Source organism: Roseibium sp. (assembly GCF_048260565.1).
Taxonomy (GTDB): domain Bacteria; phylum Pseudomonadota; class Alphaproteobacteria; order Rhizobiales; family Stappiaceae; genus Roseibium.
Window position 1 is genome coordinate 18,118 of sequence record NZ_JBLXGP010000014.1, and the last position, 22,936, is coordinate 41,053.

Below are 22,936 nucleotides of genomic sequence, written 5' to 3' on the forward strand. Positions count from 1 at the left end.
TCAGAACGACATCACGCGGGTATCGTCCGCCATGATGGCGCCGGCGATTTCCGGCGGCTTGGCGACACCGATGCCGTCGAGAAGCGCGTCCGCGGCAGCGCCCTTGTTCGGCAGATAGATCGCGCAGACCTCCACCCTGGCGCCCGCTTCCATGATCTTCTTCATCAGCCCTTGCGGGCTCATGCCCTTCGGCGCCTGGGGCGCGGTGGCGCTTTCCGGTGCGTCCTTCAGGGCGAGATCGCCGGCCGGACCGCACAGCAGGATCCGGGCGGAGGCCTTCTGCTGGACGGACTGCATGGTCAGCACCATGGCCATCAGCTGGGTCTGCGGCTCCGGTGCGGTCACGATGGTGACCAGCTTGTCGGGCCCCTCCGCCTTGACCGGCGCCAGGGACATCACAACGCCCGACATCAGGACGCCCGTCATCAGGGCCGCGGTAAAGAGTTTCCGTTTCATGGTCCGATCTCCTATTTGAGATTATTCAGGCAGGCAGATTTCCCGGCGGCTGATCGCCAGTCCGGTTCGGGCAAGCAGGAAGACGATGATCGCGGCAAGCAGCGCCAGCGCCAGCGTGCCGATGATCCGGTAGGCGTCCGAGCCCGTATGATGGGCGTGCAGGAAACTGCTGATCGCCAGCGCCGCCACCGGAAACGACAACGCCCACCAGGACAGCGCAAACGGGAGCGTCCGGATGCGGCCGGCCTGGGTCAGCACGATCAGAAAGAACACGTAAGCGAGGTTCAACAGGATCTGACCGAACGGCCCCGGATCTCCGACCATATGGCTCCAGGACACATAGGCGACCGCCGGCGGCGCAATCAGGATGGTCAGGGTCGGCATCAGTTTTCCGGGCAGCGGATCGTGGAACACCAGCCGGTTGAAGACCAGCGTCAGAAGCACGATCCAGAACAGCAACCCTGCCGAAAAGAACAGCCAGCTGAGGTCCGTGTAGCCGAGCTGCATGCCTGCGATGGGCACCAGCACATTGCCGACGGCCGGGATGAACCAGGCCGGCGACAGATGCGGCGTCTGGAACGGCCGGTGGCCGATCCACACCCCGATGACGGCAAGCGCGAGCACGCCCTGAGCGATCGTGCCGATCAGCCAGAACACATGGGCGGCCGCCGGAGCGATCGGCAACAGCACCATCGACAGCAGGATCGTCGAAATCGAGATCGTCGGAAAGAACGCGACCTTGACCGGATGATGCCATTCCTTGGCGACCGCGCCGGGCGCCTTGATCGCCTTGGCCGCATAGCCGATGGTCACCAGGACGAGCACGCCGCAGGACAGGACGAGCGACCAGGTCGACAGCATCGCCGGCAGCGACCAGGCCTTTTCCGCCGCGCGCAGCGCCAGCGTCAGCCCCATCAGGCCCATGACGATGGCAAAGAAGGTTACAGGATAATGGTCCAGCCGGCTCACGGCCCCGTCCGCCGGCGCCGTGTCATGAGCGATGGTCATGTCTACTTTCCTCGTTGAAGGCCGGTCCCCGGCGCACCAGGGACTGGAGCGTGTAGACCAGGACCGCCATGCCGACGGCGCCGAGCGCGCCGATGCCGAGATAGGCGATCAGATCGATGGGGCCGCCCAGGTCCTTGTGGCTGGAGTGGGTGACTTCCTGAACGAAGAGGATCGCCGCCACCGCCCCGACGGGCATGGACAGCTGCGCCAGGAAAAACTTGCGCATGGAGAGCGACCGGTCGCGGATCAGCACATAGAAATAGGCGAGCGTGATTGCGCCGGCCGCGGCCACCATGGCCCAGAACAGGACCGGGCCGAACATCTCCTCGAAAACGGCAATCAGCATGCCAGGTGTGAGTTCTTGCATGGACGTTTCTCCCAGTTCAGGCGCGGCCGCGCAGCATGGCGTTATAGGTCGCCTTCAGGGCGACTTCCTTCATCAGCCACGACACCCACAACTCTTCCAGCGGCGCGATAATGCCGGGGAAGGACGGGGTCAGATTGTTGTTGTAGTCGAACTCCACCAGCATCGCCCGGCCGACCCGGGTGATCAGCGGACAGGAGGTGTAACCGTTGTAGGTCCTGGTCCCTTCCCTGCCCTCGATGGCCGCAACCAGCTGATCCTCGACCACCGGCACCTGCCATTTCACGCTGGCCGCCGTCTTGCCTTTCGGCACCCCGGCGACATCACCGACGGCGAACACATTGTCGAACCGTGTGTGGCGCAGGGTATGCTTGTCGACCTCGACCCAGCCCTGGTCCACCCATTTGCCGGTCTTCCAAGACAGCGGACTGTCCTTGACCACGTCATGGGCCCGCATGGGCGGAATGACGTTGGTGAAATCGAAGCCGATTTCCTGCGGTCCGTCCGGCGTGGCGAAGGTGGCGACCTTCCGGCCCGGATCGATGGCGGTCATGACGTGGTTGTAGGCCGTCTTGAAACCGCGCTCCTCGTAGAGCATGCGGACCTTCTCGTTCACGATCGGAACGGAAAAGAAGGCATCGTTATGGGCGGCGTAAAGGATTTCCACCTTACCGCGCGCGCCCTTCCGCCGGGCGTGATCGTCGGTCAGGAAGGTGTATTTGAGCGGCGCGCCGGCGCATTTCATTTCCGTGGCCGGCCGGGTGAACAGGCCGACACCGCCGGTATCGGTAAACGTCTCCATCGCCGCCCAGGTCTTGGCCGCATACTCCGGCCCGGCATAGACGGAGCCGATGCCGTTGGTGCCGATCAGATCGAGCGACATGCCCTCGATGGCCACGTAGTCGAGCTTCAGGCCGATCGCCACGACCAGATAATCATAAGACAGCGTCTTCCCCGACGTGGTGGTGACCGCTTTTGCCTCCGGGTCGATCTCCGCGGCCCCCTCGGCCACCCACTCCACCGACCGGGGCAGCCAGTCGGACGTCCTGCTCACGGAATAGCCGGACGGCTTGAGGCCGGCGGCGATCAGGGTGAAGCCGGGCTGGTAATGATGGTCGGGACGCGGATCGAGCATGGTGATCCGCGCGCCTTCCAGCCGTTCCGACAGCCGGTTGGCAAGGGCCGTTCCGGCAGCGCCCGCGCCGAGTATCAGGATGCGGGCATGGGTCTTGACGGGTGCGGCCTGCGATTGCCCGGCCACGGTTGCTCCGAGACCCGTCGCCCCCGCACCGAGGGCTGCCAGCTTCAGGAACCGGCGGCGATCCAGAAAAGCCTTATCCATCCGCTCGCCCTCCCGCTCGATGATTGTCGGCGGGCGCGCGGCGCCGTGCGAACAGCCGGTTGTCCTGCTGCAGTTCCAGCCACATGGCGTTCACGACCGCGAAGATGGCGGCGGCGAACAGGCCGAGGATCCAGGTGAAATACCACATCGTCTTTCCTCCTTTTCAGTAGACGTTTTCTTCGTTGTTGCGGATCTCGTCCTCGGTCACCTTGCCCCACAGCACCTTGTAGACCCAGGCGGTGTAGGCGAGGATGATCGGCATGAAGATCACCGTCACGACCAGCATGACGAACAGGGTCAGGTGGGACGACGAGCTGTCCCAGACCGTGAGCGAGGACCGCGGGTCGATGGTCGACGGCAGGATGAACGGGAACATGGTCAGTCCCACTGTGGAGATCATGCCGAAGATGGCGAGCTTGGACGCCAGCAGCGTGCTGACCTCGCGGCCGGACCGCAGCCCGAAATAGGCAAGCACGGTTCCGACGAGACCCAGAAGCGGCGCGATCGCGATCCAGGGGCGTTGCGCATAGGCGACGAGCCAGGAACCGCCGCGCGCGACGTCCGAATAGAGCGGGTTGGACGGGCCATCCGTCACGTTGGGGCCCATGAGCGTATAGCCGTCCAACCCGATCGCCAGCCAAAGGCCGGCAACCATAAATCCGAGGAATGCTCCAATCGCGCCGTAGCTGCCATAGATCCGCGCCCGGCGGGCGACGGCGCCGTCGGCCTTCAGCGACAGCCAGGCACCCCCGTGCATGATCAGCATGGCGAGCGAGGTCAGCCCGGTCAGCAGGGCGAAGGGATTGAGCAGTCCGAAGAACGAGCCTTCGTAAAGCGGCATCAGGTTTTCCGTCAGCCGGAAGGGCACGCCCTGAAGCACGTTGCCGACCGCGACCCCGAAGACCAGCCCCGGCACGGCACCGCCGACGAACAGCGCCCAGTCCCAGCCCTGACGCCAGCGGGCATCGTCGCGCTTCGAGCGGTACTTGAACCCGACCGGACGCAGGATGAGCGCTGCCAGGATCAGGAACATGGCCATGTAGAAGCCGGAAAAGCTGACCGCGTAGAGCGGCGGCCAGGCGGCGAAGATGGCGCCGCCGCCAAGGATGAACCAGACCTGGTTGCCTTCCCAGACCGGGCCGACCGTGTTGATGGCGACCCGTCGTTCCAGGTCGGTCCTGGCGACGAAGGGTAAGAGCGCGCCGACGCCCATGTCGAAACCGTCGGTCAGGGCGAAGCCGATCAGCAGGACGCCGAGCAGCAGCCACCAGATGACGCGCAGGACGTCGAAGTCGATGAGTTGATGCAGGATCATGGGGTTTACTCCGCAGGCGTGAGGCCGGAGACCGGCGCGTTCGGGGCGTGCGGCGTCGAAACGCCGGACCAGTCATCGGTGTCGGAAACGTCCATGTAGGGGCCCTTCCGGATGTATTTGATCATGAGGCCCATCTCGATCAGGAACAGGACGCTGTAGAGGGCGACGAAACCGGCAAGCGTCAGCGCGACCTGGGTGATGCTGAGATGGGAGACCGACAGGACCGTCGGCAGGACGCCGTCCACGGTCCACGGCTGCCGGCCGAATTCGGCGACGAACCAGCCGAGCTCTGCGGCAAGCCACGGCGCAGGCGTCAGGAGAACCGCCAGCATCAGCGCCGGTTTCGGGAAGGTCATCGCCTTGAAGCTGGCGACATAGAAGAAGTAGACCATCACCCCGATGAAGCCGAAGCCCAGCGCCACCATGATCCGGAACGCCCAGAACAGGGGCCAGACGGTGGGAATGGTATCTTCCGCGGCCATGGTGATCTGCGCATCGCTCGCCTGGCGCGGATCGTCGATGTAGCGCTTCAGAAGCAGGGCGAACCCGAGATCGGCGCTGTGCTCCTCGAACCGGGCCTTGGCCTCTGCCGAGGCCGCCGCCGGGTCCTTGCGGATCTCCGTCAGGGCGTCATAGGCGATGAGGCCGGACCGGATCCGCCGCTCCGCGTCCTGTTCCAGCTCGTTGATGCCGGGGATTTCCCTGGTCATCGACCGGGTGCCGATCAGGCCCATGGCATAAGGCACATGCAGGGCGAAATGGGTCTCCCGCGTCTCCTGGTTCGGGAAGCCGAACAGGGTGAAGGGCGCAGGTGCCGGCTCCGTGTCCCACATGGCCTCGATGGCCGCCAGTTTCATCTTCTGGGAATGGGTGACCGAATAGCCGCTTTCATCGCCAAGCACGACGACGGAGAGCGCCGAGGCCAGGCCGAAGCTGGCGGCAACCGTGATCGAGCGCCGGGCCAGTTCCGTGTGCCGGCCCTTCAGCATGTACCAGGCAGAAACGCCGAGCACGAACATGGCCGCCGTGACGTAGCCCGCCGAAACGGTGTGGACGAACTTGGCCTGCGCCACCTCGTTGAAGACGACATCGAAGAAACTTGTCATCTCCATGCGCATGCTGAACGGGTTCAGTTCGGCACCGACCGGGTTCTGCATCCAGCCGTTGGCGATCAGGATCCACAGCGCGGAGAAATTGGAGCCGATGGCGACCAGCCAGGTGACCATCAGGTGCTTGACCTTCGACAGCCGTTCCCAGCCGAAGAAGAACAGCCCGACGAACGTCGCTTCCAGGAAGAAGGCCATCAGGCCTTCGATGGCCAGCGGCGCACCGAAAATGTCACCGACATAATGGCTGTAATAGCTCCAGTTCATGCCGAACTGGAATTCCATTGTGATCCCTGTCGCGACACCGAGAACAAAATTGATCCCGAACAGGGTGCCCCAGAATTTGGTCATCTGCCGCCAGATCAGGCGGTCGGTCATGACGTAGACCGTTTCCATGATGGCGACGAGAATGGATAGCCCCAGCGTGAGGGGCACAAACAGGAAGTGATACATGGCTGTCATCGCGAATTGCAGGCGCGACAGCTCGACGACATCGAGTTCCATGACTTGGCTCCGTTTAAATGTGTATTTGAAATACACCTTAAATCAGAGCTAGCATCCCTGCCGGACGAATGCCATACGTAAAAACATTCACACTTTCGAAATTAGCTGCGCAGAGTGTCGCACCTTGCCTTAATGTTTTGTTTTTATACATCTTTATGAGTTAATTGCACCCGCAAATCCGACCGAAATATGCGCCACTCCCCTCTCTTTGACATTCGGCAGGTATCCACCACCTAAACCCGTCAACGTTGCAATGAGGGGTTATAAGGTATATCTTGGCTACATATTCACCCGTCTAAGGTTTCAGCCATGCGCCTGACCACACGAACAAATCTCGCCATGCGAATCCTGATGTTTTGCGGCGTCAACCAGGACAAGGTCGCGACCAAGGGCGAAATCGCGCGCGTCTGTCATGCGCGCGAAACCCACATCGCTCAGGTGGTCAACGTCCTGGCCCAAAAGGGCTATCTGGCGACGACGCGCGGGCGCGGCGGCGGCATCAAGCTGGCCCAACAGCCTGTCGACATAAATGTCGGCGAGGTGATCCGCACCTTCGAACCCTCTGCCGAGTTCGCGGAGTGTTTCAAGAAGGAAGGCAACACCTGTCCGCTGACCCCGGCGTGCCGGCTGAAGTCCGCGCTGGTGGTCGCCCTCGGCGCCTTTTACGGCGCGCTCGACGGCCTCACCCTGGAGGATTTCATCGTCGGCAACGATACCCTTGCGACCCTTCTGGAAGGCACCGCGCCTCAAAAGGCGGTGGCCTGAGCCGCAACTGACATCCCGGCGCCCTTCTCTCTCAGGTCGGCTCCGGAAAGAACGCCCGGGCCGCGTGTTCGCGGCTCTGCTTCTCGATGGCGTCGAAGTGGTCCAGGAGGCTGGTAAAGAAGACCTCTTCCTCCTGGGCGAGGTCGATGATGATCTCGAATTCCCCGGGCAGAATGTCGAGCTTCGCGGCGATCTTCTTTAGAAACTGCAGCTCGTTTTCGTGGAAAAACCGGTCGACCACCGCCATGTGATAGGAGGCCTCCAGCAGGATGGCCCGCGCCTTGCGGTCCAGGTAAGGCAGATAGCGGTCGAGATTTGCGAGGATCCCGTCTTCCTCAGGCGGATTCTGCTGCCAGTCCTCCATGCGCTTCAGCAAGGGCCCGTGAGGGATATGCAGGGCATCGAGGATGCGGAAGATCAGGTCCAGTTCCGCGTCCAGCACCTCGCCGTCGCTAATCACCATACCGGCCAGAAGATCGGTCACCGAATGCCTGAGCGCCGCCGCGGCGATCGGGGTACCGTTGCTTAAGGCCGCGGCCACCGGCGTCACTCCCTGACAGCCCTCGCATTCGAACGCGGGCTCGCCCTTGGCTCCGAAGAACCGGCGCACGAAGATGGTGCGCTGGCTGCCGCCGTGGGAAATGAGCTGAAAGCCCTGCGCCTCGCCGCAGTTGGGGCAGTCGAACAGGCCGTCTTCGAAATGAGCATCGAGATCCGTCATGTTTTGTCCAGAGCTCCTCGGATATAAGGGCGCAGCGTGGCCCCGCCCTTGCTCAGGCTGGCGATGATGACGACCACCAGCAGCGACACCGCGCCCGCGGCGGCGAAGGTGCCGGCGTTGCCCAGGAGGTCGACGGAGATACCGTAACCCCAGTAGCCGGCAGCGATCATCAGCGTCAGCACCAAAGACCCCGCCGACAGGGCCGAGGCCCGGATCGACGACGGCAGCTTGCGGTGCAGGTAATGCAGCGCGACGATGTCGAACACCGGTGACGTGAACACCACCAGGAAGAAGCCGACCAGCAACCACGGCAGCGTGCCGAAGGACGCCGCGAAGAAAGCAACGGCAATCACCGCACAGAAGACCGCGCCGATGGTGGGAAAGGTGTAGCGCCGCTCGATCGGCGCCGAAGCCAGCACAGCGAGGCTGGCGATGAACTCGATGCCGCCGTAGAGGACACCGATGATCTTGAAGTCGAGGCCGTAATCGGCCATCGCCGCCTGGGCGAAGAAATAGAACGGCGCCACGATCGCACCCATCAGGGCCATGCCCAGCACCGCCAGCGAGAACGCACGTCCCTTGCGCGTGCGAAGCGCGAAATCGAGAAGCTGCTTCGTCGGCTTGGGCGCATCCTTCTTGTCGTCGCGAACCAGGTCCTCCCCGGCCTTGCCCGCAGCTGATAGCGAGACCGCCGCCCAGATCGCCATGCTGACGAAAGTTGTCGCCAGATAGACCAGGAACAGCATGTTCCAGCTGAGATCCGCCAGGATACCGCCCCCCGCCATGGCGAGGCTCAGCGAGATGCCGCCGACCGAGCGCGCCCGCGCCTCCACCTTCAGGAAATCGGCATTCTCCTTGCCCGCCTTCAACGCGTCGTAGAGCAGTGCATGATCGGAGCCGGAAACGAAGCTGCGGCCGATACCGACCACCACGAACAGGGCCACGAAATGACCGAAGGAGCTGGCGACCGTCATGCCCGCGCAATAGATCGCCCGGCAGACAAGCCCAAGGGCGACCGAGACCCGTCGGCCGAAGTGGTCACCGATCAGGCCCGTCGGGAATTCGGTCGCCATGGCGGTCAGAAACATGATCGTCTGCAACATGCCCACCTGGCCGCTGGTCAGCCCCTGCGCCACCAGGAAGATCGCCAGCACACCCCGGTCGAAGGCCGCCCGGTGGGCAGCCACATAGCCGATATAGGAGATTTTCAGGAAACGGGTCTGGGCGTCGGTCAGCATCTGCAAATTTCGAATCGATGTCGCTGGGGTGACAGCTTATTGGTGCCGGATTGCCGCACAATCTCAGGCACCCGTCAATCTTTGCCGAACGGCAGTTGCCTCGGCAAGTACGTTACGGTCTATATGGCTGCCGAAAACATTTTTTGCCTGGGATGACCGGATGAGCTGGGAATTCGAATACCATCACGTGCATGACCTCCTCCATTCGATCCACCGCGACAACAAGCTGTTTCACTTGCTTAAAGGAACCGAGCACGAGGCCAAGTCGATCATGGCCGACATCCTCGTCTCCCACACCTTGCGCGGCGGCAACGGCTTCATCCGCGGCGGCTATTCCTGCGTCTGCGCCGGAGAACTGCCGATGTCCCAGATCTCCCAGTATCTCGCCGATCCGAACGCACTCGATCAGGAATACCGTGCGATCGGCGTCATCTTCGACAAGCACTGGTTCTTCACCCAGGGCGGGCGGCCGGTGATCTATCAGCCGGAAAACGAATTCGACCTGCTGCACGACGAAATGAAGCACCTGCACATGCTCTACGATCCGCACGCGGAATACGACTTCTCCTGGATCCGCGAATGGCGCGTGAAGGCCGACACCCTGACGCTCGACCTCTCCAACGCGCTTGCCGTCTTCCCCAACCGGAGCTGGAAACGCGAGGTGCTCGCCATGGCCCGGGAGCGGGCGAACGACCCGGAAACGGTCAACGCCTGGGAAACGCTGGCGCTGACTGACATCGGAATATCGGTTCTGGAAGGCGATTGATGCGAAAGACGATTCGGCCCGACCTATGGCGCCATCCGCTATCCATTCGCACCCTTCTCCCCCTTTGAGGTAAAGATGTCACCTTAGGTGACAAAGGGGTGTTCGACGATGGCATTCCATTCAGGCGCCGTGACAGGCGCAGAGGCCCAACAACTCCCTTTTTCCCCTACTCCGGATATCTCCCCTTCAAGGGGGGAGAAGGACCCTTGGGTCATGGCCCTGCCCACTCCGCACACATCATCGGCATGCCCGGACATGGAGCGAATGTTCCGCCACCCACCGGTTGTTATACGTGTCGACGCACCTCAAATCCGAGATCGCGGAAACCCTGAATTTTTTGCATCGCACTGAAATAAATATGTTTTCGGGTCTTGAAATCCCGTTGCCGCGAGGTAATCTTCTCAAATAGCCCTTACGGGCTGACGTGTCGTGGCTCATCGCAAACTGACATCAATTTTTGAGGAATTCAAATGAGCAAGAAGATTGAACTGAAGTCCATCAAGACCACCGCAGCTTCTTCCAAGAAGGCGACCAAGGCCCTCAACCTGCTCGGCGGCGTGCGCGGCTGATTGGATGAGATGACCCGGCCCCGTTTTAACGGAGCGTGTCGGGTCCGGACCTCTAATGGACCGGCTTCGTAAATTTGCGTCTCGACGGGTCCGCCCGTCGGGACGTTTTCGTATAAGGAACCGCGTTCAGGGCGCGCGGCCACTCATCGCGCGGGACTGTTTTAATGAACGAACACGTGGATCCTTTAGGATCGGCCATCTTGCATTTGCGCGAGGGCTCGGCTGGTCTGACCCGGCCTTTCGTACTCAAATCCTTTCCCTTTGCCGGACTACTGGGCGAAAACGACATCTGCCAAATGCTGCGCGCCCTTGGCCGGCATCCGCAACGGGAACTGTTGCTCAGGGTCTTCATCGGCGCACGTCAGTGTTTCCAGTCCGAGCGGCGGGTCTTCGATACCCCGCCTGAAGAGGACAGCGGGCTTGAGGCCTGGGGCACGGAAATGTTCGGCCCCGAGCGCTGGGGCTGCACCATCTACCGGGCGGAGCAGCTCAATCCCCTGCTCGCCGAACGGATTGCAAGCCCCTGGAAGACCCTTAAGGCCGGGACGGCAGAAGAAAACTGCGGCCAGGAAATTTTCGTCTTCGCCGGAAACTACGGCAAGACACCCTTCGGCGTCCATGAGGACAGGGAACAGGGCGCCGCGGTTCATTTCCACCTGGGGCCGGGACTGAAGCGCATGTACATGTGGACGCGGGAGGCGTTCGAAGCTGCCACCGGAGGCACTTCCACATTCTATGATCTGGCGGCGATCGCCCATACAGCGGAGATCTATGAGATCCCCGCCGGTTCCGCCTTCGTCCTGCCTGCAGGCTATTTCCACATCGGCGAGACGGAAGACTATTCCGCCGGCATCGTGGTGACCAATGTGCTCCTTCCCGAAAGACGCCTGCGGGACATGGCGGTTTCCAGATTTCTAGACTGCATGGGGTTGGACGAGAACGACGACACGTTTGATGATGATACTCTCTCCTGCACACTGGGCGAGATGATCGGAACCGGCCGGCGCATCCGCGAGGCGGAGCGCGTCAGCAATGCCGGCTTCACTCCTCCCCCCCTTGGGATTTCCGAGGTGCCCGAACCGGCCGAAAACATGCGCTTCCGGCGGCGGACGGCTTTCCCGCTCGTAGCACAGGACGATGCAATCTCCGGCAGCAGTGGCGAACTCTCTCTCTATGCGCGCGGGAACCGTCTCACCTTGCCCGAAAGCCAGTCGTTGATGGACTTGGCCGATGACCTCAACACCCTTCAAACCATCACTTGGGGCGACATGATCGCGCGGCTGGAAACCGAATTCGAGCCCGATGCCGCGGCCTTCGTCTGCCGCTTTTTGCTCGACACCCGCGCGATCGAGGAAACCGACAGGGGGGACCGCCCCGATGATTGATCCGGAACGCATCCGAGAACTGGCTGCATTGAGCGACAACTTCCGCAAGGCCTGCGTGCTGAAGGGCGCCTTTTCAGACCAATTCCTGAGTGCCGGGGACATCACGAAAATCTTCCGGGCCGTCTCCGCTGACGAAGGCCGGCTGAGCTGCCTGCGCGCCTATACCGAAACCGCCCAGCGCCCGGACCTGCAGCAAAAGCTGTTCCGCGAGCCGCCGGAAACGGAGGATCTGGAGACCTGGGGCCGCAGCCGCTTCGGCGGCGCTCGCTTCGGCATCGTGCTCGACCGCCCGCCCCTTGAAAACGACGCCTTCGAGGCGCGTCTGAGCGAGGTCCTGACCGGGATCTACGACACGGCGGGCAACGCCTTCGGTGCCGCCGAACCCCATATTTTCATCGGCGACTACGGCTACAGCCCCTTCGGCGCCCACCACGACCAGGAGGTCGGCCGCATCCTGCACTTCCACTTAGGCCCTGGCGTCAAGCAGATGTACATCTGGGACGAAGAGGACTACGTCGCCGCCACCGGCGGCACCATGGCCTGTTTCGATCCGGGCCCGATCCTGGACAGGGCGACGCGCTACGACATCGGCCCCGGCGACATCATGGTGCTGCCGACGGAAGGCTTTCACGTCGGCTACACGCCCGACTTTTCCATCGGCTTCGCCCTGTGCCTGATGGATGCCGACGACGGCGACACCCTGCGCCGGGCCGCAGACCAGGCCCTCGCCCACACCCTCGAGGACATGGAAACAGGTTCGGAACCGAAAGCGGCCGGTCAGAGCGGCAACGGCCTTCAGGTGACGGTCGACATTTCCCGTGCCCTTTGGATCGAGGCCGCGCGCGCGGCCTCCAACCTGTCGCTGGTGCCGCCCCCGCCCCCGCGCGAGGCATTGCCGCCAGAAAACTCGAAGCTTGCCCGTCTCGGCCGCTTTCCGGTCGTCTACCGGGAACGCGAAGACGAGGCAGTCCTTGCCGGGCGCGGCCACTCCCTCGAACTACCGCCGGCCAGGTCCCTGGCCGGCCTTGCCGACCGCCTCAATGCAGACGAGGAATTGACCCTGGCCGAAATGGCCGCGCTTCTGACTGCGGATTTCTCCGAAGACGCGGCGGAGTATATAGCGGCCCAGCTCTGGGCCTGGCACGCGGTCGTGCCTGTTTAGGTATCCAGCCTGAATTCCGGCAGGTCCGAGAGATCGCCGGTCAGGCTTTTCAGGATCTCGATATCGGTGATGTCCTGCTCCCTGAGCGGGTCCTTGGAGCCGTGCCGTGAAAAGCCCATCTTGATGTGCCAGTGGCCATAGGCGTCCCAGCCAGGGACAGTGATGCCACGGAAGCTGAGCAGCGGCCCTTCGAACGAGCGTGCCGGCCAGGGCCAGTCCAGATAACGCCCCGGCGTCGCGATGCTGCCATCGGCCTTTCGGACCAGACGGGCCAGTTCAACGTAGTAGCCGTCCTTGCGGACGAAGCCGGACTCGTTGACGAAGTCCCCGGAGGCCTCAGGACGAAATTCATAGCCCAGTGGCGCCAGCACTGTCAGCGCCTTGTCGAAGTCTCCATCCCAGATGAAGAAATCGATGTCGTCATGAGGCCGCGTGACCTTTCCGGCCAGGAAATCCAGCCCCCAGCCGCCAAACAGCCAGTGCTCGATCCCCTCGTTGCTGAAGGCGGTCGAGATTTCGCCGATCATGGCAAGCTGCGTCTCGGGGTCGGGGGCGGTGTTCGACATCTCGAAAATCCGATTTTAAAGGAAGAAAGTTAGGGAGCGGCAGCTACCAGATCCGCGCCAACAGGTAATTGTCGATCTTCTCGCCGCCCACTTCGATAGCACGACGCATGGTGCCTTCCCGCTCAAATCCGGTCTTTTCCAGGAGCGAAAGCGCGGCCTTATTGGTGGCGAAGACATCGCATTCGATGCGCGACAACAGCGGATCTGCTTCCGCCCAGGCAATCAGCCCGTTTAGGAGACGAAGACCGACGCCCTGACCGCGCCAGGGCTGCGCCACGCCGAAGCCGATGATACCGGCATGGCGAAGTTGCGGCCGGCCGTGTCCCTTGAACCCGACCATACCGACAATCTCATCGCCTCTGGCGGCGACAAGCAGCTTGGCGTTTTCAGCCTCGAAGCCTTCGATAAAGCGAAGCTGGTCCTCTTCCGTGGGCGGGTTGTCATGCAGGAACATCGTCGTTAGCCGCTCTGCAAACAGCGCCCCGGCATAATCGGCCAGCGCCTTCGCATCGCCCGTCACCGCCTCGCGTATGTCTATGGACCTGTCGCTCACCCGTCCGTCCCGTGTCTGATAGCCGTTGCGGCCTACCCGCGCCGATTCCCGTTTTCGCGGAAGAGGTTACCCGTGACCGGACTTCACGATCAACCGGTGAAGAGAAGGATCAATCCTCGAACCGGGTCGTCGGGTCGCGATCACGGTCGTATCGCCTCGAAATCGGGAAGGTCGGCAGCCAGGATTCCCGGCGGATGATCCAGCTTTCATAGGTCGGTGTCAGTTGATCCGGGGCATCGAGCGAGCCCAGGTTCACCTCGATCTCGTCCTCGGTCCGATCGAAAACCGTCGAACCGCATCGGGGACAAAAGCTACGCCCGGCGTAACAGTTCGTTTCGCCCTCAATCGTCACGGCCTCTTCGGGGAAGATTGCCGAGGCGTGAAAAAGTGCGCCGTGATGCTTGCGGCAATCGAGACAGTGACACAGGCCGACCCTGTAGGGCCGGCCGGTCGCCACGAACCGCACATTGCCGCACAGGCACCCGCCCGTGAACCGGTCCATTCTGCGTCTCCCTGCAAATTCAAACCGGCGGCATGTTAACAGGGAATAGGACCGGGAATGCAATCGCCTGGGGTGATGAAGTCCGGCAAACGGACTTGCCGGACTTCATCCAAGTCAGATCCAGATCCAGAGCCCGAAGCCAATCATCGCCGCGCCGCTCACTTTCGAGAGCACCTCGCTTTTCGGCAGGATTTTCTCGATCAGGACATAGACGGTGATGGCCACGATCCAGGCCGCGTTCATCACACCGCCGACGAACAGCAGACCCATGAGCGCCCAGCAGCAGCCGATACACAGGAGACCGTGCTCCGCCCCCATCCGCAGGCAGCCCCAGGCACCATCTCGCCACCGGGTCATCAGAAAGCTGAGCGGCGTGCGGCACTGGTTCAGGCAGGCCTGTTTCAGCGAACTGAACTGGTAGAGCCCGGCCGCCACGAGAATGCCGCCGCCCAGCGGCGCCGTCACTTTCATCATCATTGGCGACATCAAGGCAAGCGTCGTGAAACCCGCCTGCAGCACGGTGGCAGCCAAGCTGAACCCGGTCCAGGCCAGGACGTAGCCGCCGGAAAACGCCGCGACCGGCAGCCAGCCTTCATCCCGGGCGCGATCGGCCGCCTGCATCCGCGCATAGGCGAGGATCATCGGCACCGCCGTCGGCAGCATCATCGCCGCCATCATGATCGCCCACATCGCGAACAGGCCGGTAAACTGAACCGGGCTGAACATCTGCGGCGACATCATCATTGCCTTCATGCCCGGGATCGCTGACATGTCGCCGATCATGAGCGCGAGATAGGCCCAGGACGCCAGCGCCACCGCGGCCGGTCCGGCCAGCAGCAGCGCGAGACGTGCCGGGTCGGACTTCTGCCGCGCGCCGCCTGTCAGTACATCGCCCGGCATCATTGGTCGCTCTGGTAGGCGAAGGGAGAGAATACGCCAGTCTTTTCCGACAGGTTCCACGCCATGCCGTGATCGTTGAACACCATCTTGGTCGATTTCGCCGCGGTGGCGGGAAAGCCCGGCGCGATGCAGAGCGGATGGCCGGAAATCGTGATCGGACCGTCCCCCTGCCCCGTCATGGTCTCGATTTCGACATCGGCGATTTCCGGGATTTTCAGCGCATGTTTTCCCGCCGTCACGGTGAACTCGATCGGGACGGAACGCACGCCGGCGATGGCGCCGATATGGGTGGCAAGCCGTGCCGGATGGCCCCCGCCCTGACCGCCGAAAATCTTCATCAGGCTGGCATTCTGGTCCGCGTCCGCCCGGCTGTCGACATAAACTGCCACCGTCCATTGGGTCGTGGCCATGTGCCCCGGCGAATGGACCGCCAGTGCGATATTCAATCCCGACAGCGACACGCCGTCGTCGTCGCCCTCCTCGATATGCCAGCCGACCAGGGCAGTGCATTCCCCCTCGGTTGGCGGGCTGAGAAACAGGCAGGGGCAGGCCACCTCGCAATTACAGCTTTCGAAATAGGTTCCCTTGAGCGTCCAGGTCATCTTGCATCTCCTCATTTGGATCGTTGGCTGACCTGACGCTACGCAACTTCCGGTATCGTTGCTTGAAGCTGCCATTGAGATTACGCTGAGATTCCATCGTTTTTCGGTCAAGGGAGGATTGCGCTGAATGATCTACCGGTTCGGCGCTTATGAGCTTGATACCGCGATGTTCGAACTGCGATGCGGCGGCGCGCCCGTCGCCATCGAGCCCCAGGTATTCAATGTGCTGACGCATCTGGTGGAGCACCGCGACCGGATCGTATCGCGCGACGACCTCATCGCTGCCGTCTGGGGCGGCCGGGCGGTTTCCGACACCACTCTCAGCAGCCGGATATTCGCATTGCGCCGCGCCGTCGGGGACACCGGCGAGGCGCAGGACGTCATTCGCACCGTACCCCGGCGCGGCTTCCGGTTTGTGGCCGATCTCGACCCCGGTCCTGCCGGTCCGGCACCGGACGGCGGAAACGGAATCAACGGTGAAGGCGCGAACCTTCATACGCCTGCGGTTCCCGCAGCGCCGCCCGAGACCCATCTGGCGACCGCCATGCCCATCCTCGCCGTGCTGCCGTTCAAGATCGCCAGCGAAGGCCTGGACAGGTATTTCTGCGACGGCCTGACCGAGGACGTCATTTCCAACCTCACCCAGTTCCGCGAGTTGCGGGTGATCGCCAGCGGTTCGTCCTTTCACTTCAGGGAGCGCGACCTGCCGCTGCCGGAGATCGCGAAGTCACTGGGCGCAGACTACGTCGTCGACGGCAGCGTGCGTCGCGAAGGCGACCGGCTGCGCGTGGCCGTTCATCTGGTGGAGACTGCGACAGGCCTGACACTTTGGGCGGACCGCTACGACCGGGAACTTGAGGATATTTTCGTGCTCCAGGACGCCATGACCCACATGATCGCGGCCTCCCTCGGGGTCAGGATGCAGACGACGGCCCTCTCGCGCGCAATGCGCAAGAGCCCGTCCGAACTGGACGCCTACGACTGCCTTTTGAAGGCGCGGCGCTACACCGTAACGCTGAACGAAGACATGCACGCGGAGGCGCGCGACCTGCTGGAAAAGGCGATCGCACTCGACCCGAACTATGCGGAAGCCTTCGCCCTTCTGGCCAATGTCTATCTGGCCGAGCACCGTTTCAATGCGAACCCGCGCCCCGATCCGATCGGCCGGGCTCTCGCCATGGCGCTCAAGGCGGTTCAGCTCGATCCGCAAAGCGCCTATGCCCACTGCTGGCTGGCCATCGTGCATTTCTTCAGCAAGGACAGCGCGCAGTTCGAGGCGGAAATGCAGCGCGCGCTCGACCTGAACCCGAACGATCCCGAAATCCTTGCCGAAGCCGGCCACTACCTGTCCTTCCTGGGAAATTTCGACCAGGGAACCGAACTGTCCAACCGCGCCCGCCAGCTCAACCCGCTGCACCCCGGCTGGTATCATTTCAGCTTCGCGCTTCTGCATTATCGGCAGGGCCGGTTCGAGGACGTGCTGGCCGATGTTGAGCGCATCAGCATGCCGAGCTTCTACTGGACCCATCTTCTGAATGCCGCCGCCCTCGGGCAACTGGGGCGCAAGGAAGCTGCTGCTTCGCTGGACCAGATGAAGTCGGTAAAAGCCGGCATTTCGGCTGCGAGCGAAATCCGGAAATGGAATATTCCGGACGCCGATTTCGAGCACCTCATGCAGGGCCTGCGCAAGGCCGGGCACGACGAGTAGAACCACCATTCACCGGCTGCCCCCTTTGCCGGATCGGTCCGAATTTCGCCGTCAGCGCACCGGCGACCTTGCCTCGGGCCAGTGCCAGTGCAGGTCGTCGATCACCACGGGATGCCGGTGGTCTCCCGTGCCATGCTCTTTCAGATGCGGGTGGTCCGGCGGAAGGTCCGGATGGCGGTGCGGCAGGACATCGGCCTCCTTTGCCGGCCAGAGCCGGAATGCCCCGATGACGCCGAGTGTGGCCAACCCTCCCATGACGACAAACGTGGTATCGAGCCCGAATGCCGCCCCGAAACGGCCCGCCATGGGATAGGCGACCAGCCAGCAGGCATGGCTCAGCGCAAACTGGGCTGCGAACAGCGCCGGACGGTCTTCCGCGTGGGCCGAACGCCGCAGCAGGCGTCCCGTCGGCGTCTGGATCAGGCTGTAACCGAAACCGATGACCAGCCACAACGCCATCAGCGCCTCGAGCGAGGTCACGAATGGTCCGGCAAACGTCCCGGCGGCAAGCACTGCGGCGCCTGCCAGCATCGGCGGACGGTCGGGACTATGGTCGAGGATCCGCGGCAGAAGCAGTGCGGCCGCCATGGAGCCGCCGCCAAACGCCGCGAGGGCCAGCGCCACCTGCGTCTCACCGAGTTCGAGCCGCGCCTGGACGATGACGACGGTGTTGACGATCACCATGGCCCCGGCAGCGGCGACAGCAAGGTTCAGGGACAGCAACCCGCGCAGGCGCGGCGTGGCGAGGTAAATCCGGATACCGCGTGTGGTTCGGTCCCAGATGCCCCGGCGAACGGACGGTCTGGGTGACGGTAAAGTGACGGAAACCACCAGCATTGCCGAGGCCAGGAACCCGATCACCGTACCGCCGAAGAGCACCGGAAAACTGACGACGGTCAGCAGAGCTGCGGCGAGCATGGGCGAGAGCAGGCTTTCAAGGTCGTAGGCCAGCCGGGAAAGCGACAAGGCGCGGGTGTAGTCCGCCTCGTCGGGAAGCACATCCGGAATGGTTGCTTGAAACGTCGGCGTAAACCCGGCCGAGGCCGCCTGCAGCAGGAAGATCAGCAGATAAACCTGCCAGACCTCCGTGACGAAAGGCAGCCCGACTGCGATGGTCGCCCGGATCAGGTCGAGAGCAACCAGCATCGCCCGGCGGGGCACCCGGTCGGCAAAGGCGGATGCAATCGGCGCCAGCGCGACATAGGCGATCATCTTGATCGCCAGTGCCGTGCCGAGCACCAGCCCCGCGTTGTCTCCGGCGATCCGCCATGCCAGCAGGCCGAGCGCGACGGTGGCAAGACCGGTGCCGGTCAATGCGATCACCTGGGCCGCGAACAGGTGCCTGTAGGTCCGGTTGGCGAGAATGCCCAGCATGAAAGGCCTCTCAGAGCAACTTGGCGATTGCCCGCATCTCGGTGAGATCCTGCTCACCGCCATGGCCGAGGCAATGGTCGATATGGTCATGGATCAGCGTCCGCTTCGCCGCCGTGATTGCCCGCTCGACCGCCTGGAGCTGAATGGCGATATCGGCACAGGGCCTGGCGTCTTCGATCATCTCGATGACATGGCGCAGGTGACCGTCGGCGCGCTTGAGGCGCTTGACTAGGTTCGAGTGTGTTTCGTGCCGATGGCTGTCCGTCATGCTGAATATATATCCCCCCTGGGGGGATGAGGCAAGGTCATGCGATAGCGGCCGGACGCCTCCTCTTCTCCCTGCTCCCCACATTTCCCCCCTCCCCGCCTTGCCTGACCCGGCTGCGGACAGGCAAGATCATGCACGGGCGGGAAAAGTCGAAGGACAAACATCATGAGTCGGCAGAGGACGGGTTTCCTCCTGGTCAGTCTTTTCATAGGGCTCGCGATTGCGCCGGCCGGCCAGGCAGTCGCACAGAGTGCCGTTGTGCAGGAACCCGCCACACAGGAGGCGGGCGCCCCCCAGACTGCCACCTCCGAAACCGTCGCTCCGGAATCCGCCCCCCCAACAACCGCAACGCCGGAAACAGCCGCCTCTGCCTCCGACATGGTTCCCCCGGCCGGCGACGAAAGCCCGGTGGTCGCCTGGAACCGGACGGCAGACCGGGCGGAGCAGATCCTCGCCAAGGCGGTCGCCTCGAACGGCATCCTGGAGCAGCTGCGCGCGGAACTCGCAGACCAGCGGACCCGGGCCTTCGCCATCGCCGAGGCCGGCAGCATTTCCGCCCAGTCGCTCAAGGCGCAACTCGATGCGCTGGGGCCGGTCCCGAAGGAAGGCGAGACGGAGCCGGCCTTTATTGCCGAAAAACGCGCGGCACTTGATCTGGCCCTGGCTGCGGCACGCGAGCCGGTGGTCGCTGCGCGGCAGGCCTATTCCAGGGCCGACGTGCTGATCGCCGCGATCGACCGGCTGATCCGTCAGCGCTTCGCCGACCGGTTGTTCCAGCGCGACCCCTCGCCGCTCAACCCTGCTCACTGGCCCAAGGCGGCCTCGGAACTCGGTGCCTTTGCCGAAAAGGTCCGCGAGGAATTGAAGGTCGACACCTCCCCCTTCGCCCTCGGGCTCGCAGCGGCCCTGACGCTCGCCGGTCTTGTCATACTTGCGTTTCAAAAGCGGATTTTCCGCCGGTTCGAGACCCTGTCGCGTGAACACGGCCTGACACTGCACGCCCGGGCCTATGGCGCGCTGGCGGTGACCCTGCGTTTCTTCGTACCGGCGGTCGCAGCGTTTCTCATCGTCTTTGCGTTCCGCACCCTTCAGCCCACGTCTTTTTCCGCCCGCTTTATCATTGCGATCACTGTCCTCTGGCCCATCCTGATCGTCACCTTCTATTGGCTCGGCCATGTGATCTTTGCCCCGACAGCGCCCGGCCGGCGCGTGCTGGAGATCGATGACAGGAAGGCCGCGCGCGCCGTGCAGCTGTGCGTCGGCCTCGGATTTGTCCTTGTGGCAGAAGGCTTCATCGAAGCCGCCGGCAAGGGCTATGTCTTCTCGCCGGAAACCCAGTCGGTCGTAACAGGCGTTGTCGTTTTGGCCGGCAGTATCTGTCTCTGGCGGCTGGCGACAATCCTGATCGGCTCCGGCCAAAACGGCGGCGTCGGCGAGGATGGCGAAGCCGCGGAAGAACAGGAAGACACAGGGCTCAACTTCCCGCTCTATATCGGCCGTTTCATCGAGGTTGCCGCGGTTGCCGCCGTCCTGGCCGTTGCCGTCGGTTATGTGGAATTCGCCCGCCAGGCGCTGGTGCCCTCCATCCTGACCCTCGGCCTGTTCGGTTTTGCGATAACCGCCCATCGGCTGATCCTGATCGTGTTCGGCCCCGTGCTCGGCCGCAGCCCCCAGTTGGGCGCCGTGCTGCAGTCCTTCCTGCCGCTCGCATCCGGCGTGGTGCTGGCACTGGCCATCACGCCACTGCTGGCACTCACCTGGGGTGCCAGACCCTCCGATATTTCCGAAGTCTGGACGCTGCTTTCCCAAGGGGTGGAAATCGGCAATACGCGGATATCTGTCGGCGTGATCCTGGTGCTGCTCATCATCTTCGCCGCTGGTCTGCTTATTACCCAGTGGCTGCAGCGGGTGATCAGAAGCTCCGTCCTGCCCAAGACCCGGCTGGACACCGGAGGCAAGAATGCAATCGTCACCGGGACAGGCTATATCGGCGTCGTGCTGTCGGCGCTGATCGCCTTTTCCGCAGCAGGGCTTGATCTGTCCTCGCTCGCCTTCGTGGCGGGTGCCCTTTCGGTCGGCATCGGCTTCGGCTTGCAGGCGGTCGTGTCCAATTTTGTCTCCGGTATCATCCTGCTGGTGGAGCGGCCGATCAAGGTGGGCGACTGGATCGAGGTCGGCGGCCATTCGGGCATCGTGCGCAAGATCGCCGTGCGCGCCACGCGGGTGGAAACCTTCGACCGGCACGAGGTGATCGTGCCCAATTCCGACATCGTCGCCGGCGCCGTCACCAACATGACGCTGAGTTCCAAGACCGGCCGGGTGATCGTGCCCGTCGGTGTCGCCTACGGCAGCGACCTGGAAAAGACCCGCCAGGTCCTGTTGAAGGCGGCGGAAGACAACCCGATGATCATGGCCTACCCGGCGCCCTTCGTGCTGTTCATGGGGCTCGGCGACAGCTCGCTCGACTTCGAACTGCGCGGCTATCTCTACGACGTCAGCAACATCCTCACCGCCCGCTCCGACCTGCTGTTCTCCATCTACAAGGCTTTGAACGAAGCGGACATCGAAATTCCCTTCCCGCAACGGGATCTGCACCTGCGCGATGCGGAGGATCTGGTCAAGGCGATCGCATCGCTGTCGAAAGAAGGCGGGAAGGAGAACCGCAACAAGAGCCCCACGTGAAAGGCGGAGCCGCAAACACCAGCCTCACCTGGAGTTGACGCGACGATCCCGCCTCCCCTTCGAGCCTCGGCCCTAAGCTTCCCGGCCGGGCACTTCAATTATACGCATATCGCGTATTTTTCTTGACTGTACGCATTTTGCGTATTATGGTGACGATCAACCTACGGAGGATCGCCCCTATGTCGCGCAACTTCAGCCATTTCCTTCAAAGAACCGGACGAACCACCGGCGGAACCACCGGGCGGCGGGCGTTCCAGCTAAATCCGGACCGTACGTTTTATAGCGTGATCTGCCACCTGACGGGAGAGGCCTACGCTCGCGAAACAGACCTGGTGGACATGGATTTCGATCAGATCGTCAAAGATATAGTCGATGGACAGATTGAGGAAATTCTCGCTGTTTTCGCATTCAACCCGGCAGAAGGCTGGGCAAATGACGTGACCGAGGACGTGCTGGCCGCCGCCTTCCCGGAGGAGGACGACACGGGTTCCGATGGTTCCGAGGGCGGAGGAGATCCCTGCGCCTACACCCGCGAACGCCTCGGCGCCTTTGAGGCCGGTTGCGGCCGCTGGGCGGCATGAGTGGCTGAAATATACGCACTTTGCATATAAAACACTGAAAAGCTGCTCAAGGGGGTGCGCCGTCCGCCCCCTGCCCTGTGGGTATTCATGCGGGCGGGGTGCATCCCCCGGCCGCCCTATCCGTCCTTTTTCCGAATTCCAGAATTAATGGAACAAATCATGAACAAAAGAATGGAAATCGTGCCGCCGGTCAACAGCGACGTCTGCGGGAACGAGATCGTCCTGTGCCCCGGCGGCCCGCATCTGAAGCCGATCGTCATCCGCACGGAGGTCGTCGAGCAGACAAACCACCATTACCTGCGCCAGAAGGGCACCGTCCGCGGCCGCCCGACCGAAGAGCCCGAAAAGGTCATGATCACCCTGCCCCGCGTCGACGCCTTGAAGAAACCATCTCAATGAAGCTGATCCCCCGCCGCCCAGACAGGCAACCTCTGCCGGGCAATGTCGGCTTTCCTCTCTCAACCTTTTGCGGCCACAAGGAAAGTTGCAATGCGAACCT

24 protein-coding genes are annotated in these 22,936 nt (G+C 62.9%); 8 read left to right on the top strand and 16 right to left on the bottom strand.

The annotated features are described in order from the left end of the window. Genes ACN0SO_RS22385 through ACN0SO_RS22415 form a run of 7 tightly spaced genes read right to left on the bottom strand, consistent with a single transcriptional unit; the run spans position 1 to position 6,095 of the window. Positions 1–456: a hypothetical protein gene (locus ACN0SO_RS22385; protein WP_417681278.1), complete on the bottom strand. Its 456-nt coding sequence runs from the start codon at positions 454–456 to the stop codon at positions 1–3. A 21-nt stretch (positions 457–477) separates the two neighbouring features. Then, positions 478–1,464 carry an SLAC1 anion channel family protein gene (locus tag ACN0SO_RS22390; protein ID WP_417681280.1) on the bottom strand — a complete coding sequence of 329 codons (987 nt, stop codon included), beginning with the start codon at positions 1,462–1,464 and terminating at the stop codon, positions 478–480. After that, complete coding sequence (locus ACN0SO_RS22395; RefSeq protein WP_417681281.1) at positions 1,448–1,831, bottom strand: DUF5368 domain-containing protein; 384 nt, start codon at positions 1,829–1,831, stop codon at positions 1,448–1,450. Before ACN0SO_RS22395 ends, ACN0SO_RS22390 begins: the two co-directional genes overlap by 17 nt. Positions 1,832–1,847: 16 nt before the next feature. After that, positions 1,848–3,170, bottom strand: coding sequence for an FAD-dependent oxidoreductase (locus ACN0SO_RS22400; protein ID WP_417681283.1), 1,323 nt, complete (start codon positions 3,168–3,170; stop codon positions 1,848–1,850). After that, positions 3,163–3,318, bottom strand: coding sequence for a cytochrome bd-I oxidase subunit CydX (gene cydX, locus ACN0SO_RS22405; RefSeq protein ID WP_417681284.1), 156 nt, complete (start codon positions 3,316–3,318; stop codon positions 3,163–3,165). Before cydX ends, ACN0SO_RS22400 begins: the two co-directional genes overlap by 8 nt. A gap of 15 nt (positions 3,319–3,333) precedes the next feature. Beyond that, positions 3,334–4,485: a cytochrome d ubiquinol oxidase subunit II gene (gene cydB, locus ACN0SO_RS22410; RefSeq protein WP_417681286.1), complete on the bottom strand. Its 1,152-nt coding sequence runs from the start codon at positions 4,483–4,485 to the stop codon at positions 3,334–3,336. A 5-nt stretch (positions 4,486–4,490) separates the two neighbouring features. Continuing rightward, positions 4,491–6,095 (bottom strand): cytochrome ubiquinol oxidase subunit I, encoded by a 1,605-nt coding sequence (locus tag ACN0SO_RS22415; RefSeq protein ID WP_417681288.1) that lies wholly within the window; start codon positions 6,093–6,095, stop codon positions 4,491–4,493. A gap of 309 nt (positions 6,096–6,404) precedes the next feature. On the opposite strand from ACN0SO_RS22415, the gene ACN0SO_RS22420 reads away from it, so the two are divergent. Beyond that, the gene (locus ACN0SO_RS22420) at positions 6,405–6,860 is read left to right on the top strand and encodes an RrF2 family transcriptional regulator (protein ID WP_417681290.1); all 456 of its coding nucleotides are present in this window, start codon (positions 6,405–6,407) and stop codon (positions 6,858–6,860) included. A 31-nt stretch (positions 6,861–6,891) separates the two neighbouring features. Here ACN0SO_RS22420 and ACN0SO_RS22425 read toward each other — a convergent pair whose 3' ends face one another. After that, on the bottom strand, positions 6,892–7,581 hold the full coding sequence (locus ACN0SO_RS22425; RefSeq protein WP_417681292.1) for a hypothetical protein: 690 nt from the start codon (positions 7,579–7,581) through the stop codon (positions 6,892–6,894). Then, positions 7,578–8,819, bottom strand: coding sequence for an MFS transporter (locus ACN0SO_RS22430; RefSeq protein WP_417681294.1), 1,242 nt, complete (start codon positions 8,817–8,819; stop codon positions 7,578–7,580). The genes ACN0SO_RS22425 and ACN0SO_RS22430 overlap by 4 nt, the downstream gene beginning before the upstream one ends. A gap of 160 nt (positions 8,820–8,979) precedes the next feature. Between ACN0SO_RS22430 and ACN0SO_RS22435 the strand changes: the two genes are divergently transcribed. The 3 genes from ACN0SO_RS22435 to ACN0SO_RS22445 all read left to right on the top strand — a co-directional run bounded on the left by ACN0SO_RS22435 (position 8,980) and on the right by ACN0SO_RS22445 (position 12,701). Beyond that, positions 8,980–9,585 (top strand): hypothetical protein, encoded by a 606-nt coding sequence (locus tag ACN0SO_RS22435; protein ID WP_417681296.1) that lies wholly within the window; start codon positions 8,980–8,982, stop codon positions 9,583–9,585. A gap of 733 nt (positions 9,586–10,318) precedes the next feature. Continuing rightward, positions 10,319–11,539, top strand: coding sequence for a hypothetical protein (locus ACN0SO_RS22440; protein WP_417681297.1), 1,221 nt, complete (start codon positions 10,319–10,321; stop codon positions 11,537–11,539). Next, positions 11,532–12,701: a hypothetical protein gene (locus ACN0SO_RS22445; RefSeq protein WP_417681299.1), complete on the top strand. Its 1,170-nt coding sequence runs from the start codon at positions 11,532–11,534 to the stop codon at positions 12,699–12,701. The genes ACN0SO_RS22440 and ACN0SO_RS22445 overlap by 8 nt, the downstream gene beginning before the upstream one ends. Here ACN0SO_RS22445 and ACN0SO_RS22450 read toward each other — a convergent pair. The 5 genes from ACN0SO_RS22450 to ACN0SO_RS22470 all read right to left on the bottom strand — a co-directional run bounded on the left by ACN0SO_RS22450 (position 12,698) and on the right by ACN0SO_RS22470 (position 15,824). Further along, a complete protein-coding gene (locus tag ACN0SO_RS22450) occupies positions 12,698–13,267 on the bottom strand; it encodes a nucleotidyltransferase domain-containing protein (RefSeq protein ID WP_417681300.1) in 570 nt (189 codons plus the stop codon). The two genes, ACN0SO_RS22445 and ACN0SO_RS22450, sit on opposite strands and share 4 nt — an antisense overlap. Positions 13,268–13,310: 43 nt before the next feature. Next, positions 13,311–13,820: a GNAT family N-acetyltransferase gene (locus tag ACN0SO_RS22455; protein WP_417681302.1), complete on the bottom strand. Its 510-nt coding sequence runs from the start codon at positions 13,818–13,820 to the stop codon at positions 13,311–13,313. A 109-nt stretch (positions 13,821–13,929) separates the two neighbouring features. Continuing rightward, positions 13,930–14,322, bottom strand: coding sequence for a GFA family protein (locus ACN0SO_RS22460; RefSeq protein ID WP_417681304.1), 393 nt, complete (start codon positions 14,320–14,322; stop codon positions 13,930–13,932). Positions 14,323–14,436: 114 nt separating this feature from the next. After that, complete coding sequence (locus ACN0SO_RS22465; protein ID WP_417681306.1) at positions 14,437–15,225, bottom strand: DUF2182 domain-containing protein; 789 nt, start codon at positions 15,223–15,225, stop codon at positions 14,437–14,439. Continuing rightward, positions 15,222–15,824: a DUF1326 domain-containing protein gene (locus tag ACN0SO_RS22470; RefSeq protein WP_417681307.1), complete on the bottom strand. Its 603-nt coding sequence runs from the start codon at positions 15,822–15,824 to the stop codon at positions 15,222–15,224. Before ACN0SO_RS22470 ends, ACN0SO_RS22465 begins: the two co-directional genes overlap by 4 nt. Positions 15,825–15,951: 127 nt before the next feature. On the opposite strand from ACN0SO_RS22470, the gene ACN0SO_RS22475 reads away from it, so the two are divergent. Continuing rightward, complete coding sequence (locus ACN0SO_RS22475; protein ID WP_417681309.1) at positions 15,952–17,532, top strand: winged helix-turn-helix domain-containing tetratricopeptide repeat protein; 1,581 nt, start codon at positions 15,952–15,954, stop codon at positions 17,530–17,532. Between the two features lie 51 nt (positions 17,533–17,583). Here the strand turns inward: ACN0SO_RS22475 and ACN0SO_RS22480 are convergent, their stop codons facing one another. Both ACN0SO_RS22480 and ACN0SO_RS22485 read right to left on the bottom strand, forming a co-directional pair. Beyond that, entirely contained in the window at positions 17,584–18,906 is a 1,323-nt protein-coding gene (locus ACN0SO_RS22480) for an MFS transporter (RefSeq protein WP_417681311.1), read from the bottom strand. Positions 18,907–18,916: 10 nt separating this feature from the next. Continuing rightward, positions 18,917–19,174 carry a metal-sensing transcriptional repressor gene (locus tag ACN0SO_RS22485; protein WP_417681313.1) on the bottom strand — a complete coding sequence of 86 codons (258 nt, stop codon included), beginning with the start codon at positions 19,172–19,174 and terminating at the stop codon, positions 18,917–18,919. Between the two features lie 165 nt (positions 19,175–19,339). Between ACN0SO_RS22485 and ACN0SO_RS22490 the strand changes: the two genes are divergently transcribed. The 3 genes from ACN0SO_RS22490 (at position 19,340) to ACN0SO_RS22500 (ending at position 22,836) form a co-directional block, all read left to right on the top strand. Continuing rightward, complete coding sequence (locus ACN0SO_RS22490; protein WP_417681315.1) at positions 19,340–21,856, top strand: DUF3772 domain-containing protein; 2,517 nt, start codon at positions 19,340–19,342, stop codon at positions 21,854–21,856. 179 nt (positions 21,857–22,035) lie between these two features. Then, on the top strand, positions 22,036–22,437 hold the full coding sequence (locus ACN0SO_RS22495) for a hypothetical protein (RefSeq protein WP_417681317.1): 402 nt from the start codon (positions 22,036–22,038) through the stop codon (positions 22,435–22,437). A gap of 159 nt (positions 22,438–22,596) precedes the next feature. Continuing rightward, positions 22,597–22,836: a hypothetical protein gene (locus ACN0SO_RS22500; protein ID WP_417681319.1), complete on the top strand. Its 240-nt coding sequence runs from the start codon at positions 22,597–22,599 to the stop codon at positions 22,834–22,836. Positions 22,837–22,936: the final 100 nt, after the last annotated feature.

What these genes read in the sequence shown, in the direction of transcription:
- ACN0SO_RS22445 (WP_417681299.1), top strand. Translation starts at nt 11,532, where the DNA reads ATGATTGATCCGGAACGCATCCGAGAACTGGCTGCATTGAGCGACAAC.
- cydX (WP_417681284.1), bottom strand. Translation starts at nt 3,318, where the DNA reads ATGTGGTATTTCACCTGGATCCTCGGCCTGTTCGCCGCCGCCATCTTC.
- ACN0SO_RS22385 (WP_417681278.1), bottom strand. Translation starts at nt 456, where the DNA reads ATGAAACGGAAACTCTTTACCGCGGCCCTGATGACGGGCGTCCTGATG.
- ACN0SO_RS22425 (WP_417681292.1), bottom strand. Translation starts at nt 7,581, where the DNA reads ATGACGGATCTCGATGCTCATTTCGAAGACGGCCTGTTCGACTGCCCC.
- ACN0SO_RS22440 (WP_417681297.1), top strand. Translation starts at nt 10,319, where the DNA reads ATGAACGAACACGTGGATCCTTTAGGATCGGCCATCTTGCATTTGCGC.
- ACN0SO_RS22500 (WP_417681319.1), top strand. Translation starts at nt 22,597, where the DNA reads ATGAACAAAAGAATGGAAATCGTGCCGCCGGTCAACAGCGACGTCTGC.
- ACN0SO_RS22395 (WP_417681281.1), bottom strand. Translation starts at nt 1,831, where the DNA reads ATGCAAGAACTCACACCTGGCATGCTGATTGCCGTTTTCGAGGAGATG.
- ACN0SO_RS22475 (WP_417681309.1), top strand. Translation starts at nt 15,952, where the DNA reads ATGATCTACCGGTTCGGCGCTTATGAGCTTGATACCGCGATGTTCGAA.
- ACN0SO_RS22485 (WP_417681313.1), bottom strand. Translation starts at nt 19,174, where the DNA reads ATGACGGACAGCCATCGGCACGAAACACACTCGAACCTAGTCAAGCGC.
- ACN0SO_RS22460 (WP_417681304.1), bottom strand. Translation starts at nt 14,322, where the DNA reads ATGGACCGGTTCACGGGCGGGTGCCTGTGCGGCAATGTGCGGTTCGTG.
- ACN0SO_RS22435 (WP_417681296.1), top strand. Translation starts at nt 8,980, where the DNA reads ATGAGCTGGGAATTCGAATACCATCACGTGCATGACCTCCTCCATTCG.
- ACN0SO_RS22465 (WP_417681306.1), bottom strand. Translation starts at nt 15,225, where the DNA reads ATGATGCCGGGCGATGTACTGACAGGCGGCGCGCGGCAGAAGTCCGAC.
- ACN0SO_RS22430 (WP_417681294.1), bottom strand. Translation starts at nt 8,819, where the DNA reads ATGCTGACCGACGCCCAGACCCGTTTCCTGAAAATCTCCTATATCGGC.
- ACN0SO_RS22480 (WP_417681311.1), bottom strand. Translation starts at nt 18,906, where the DNA reads ATGCTGGGCATTCTCGCCAACCGGACCTACAGGCACCTGTTCGCGGCC.
- ACN0SO_RS22420 (WP_417681290.1), top strand. Translation starts at nt 6,405, where the DNA reads ATGCGCCTGACCACACGAACAAATCTCGCCATGCGAATCCTGATGTTT.
- ACN0SO_RS22415 (WP_417681288.1), bottom strand. Translation starts at nt 6,095, where the DNA reads ATGGAACTCGATGTCGTCGAGCTGTCGCGCCTGCAATTCGCGATGACA.
- ACN0SO_RS22400 (WP_417681283.1), bottom strand. Translation starts at nt 3,170, where the DNA reads ATGGATAAGGCTTTTCTGGATCGCCGCCGGTTCCTGAAGCTGGCAGCC.
- ACN0SO_RS22450 (WP_417681300.1), bottom strand. Translation starts at nt 13,267, where the DNA reads ATGTCGAACACCGCCCCCGACCCCGAGACGCAGCTTGCCATGATCGGC.
- ACN0SO_RS22390 (WP_417681280.1), bottom strand. Translation starts at nt 1,464, where the DNA reads ATGACCATCGCTCATGACACGGCGCCGGCGGACGGGGCCGTGAGCCGG.
- cydB (WP_417681286.1), bottom strand. Translation starts at nt 4,485, where the DNA reads ATGATCCTGCATCAACTCATCGACTTCGACGTCCTGCGCGTCATCTGG.
- ACN0SO_RS22490 (WP_417681315.1), top strand. Translation starts at nt 19,340, where the DNA reads ATGAGTCGGCAGAGGACGGGTTTCCTCCTGGTCAGTCTTTTCATAGGG.
- ACN0SO_RS22470 (WP_417681307.1), bottom strand. Translation starts at nt 15,824, where the DNA reads ATGACCTGGACGCTCAAGGGAACCTATTTCGAAAGCTGTAATTGCGAG.
- ACN0SO_RS22495 (WP_417681317.1), top strand. Translation starts at nt 22,036, where the DNA reads ATGTCGCGCAACTTCAGCCATTTCCTTCAAAGAACCGGACGAACCACC.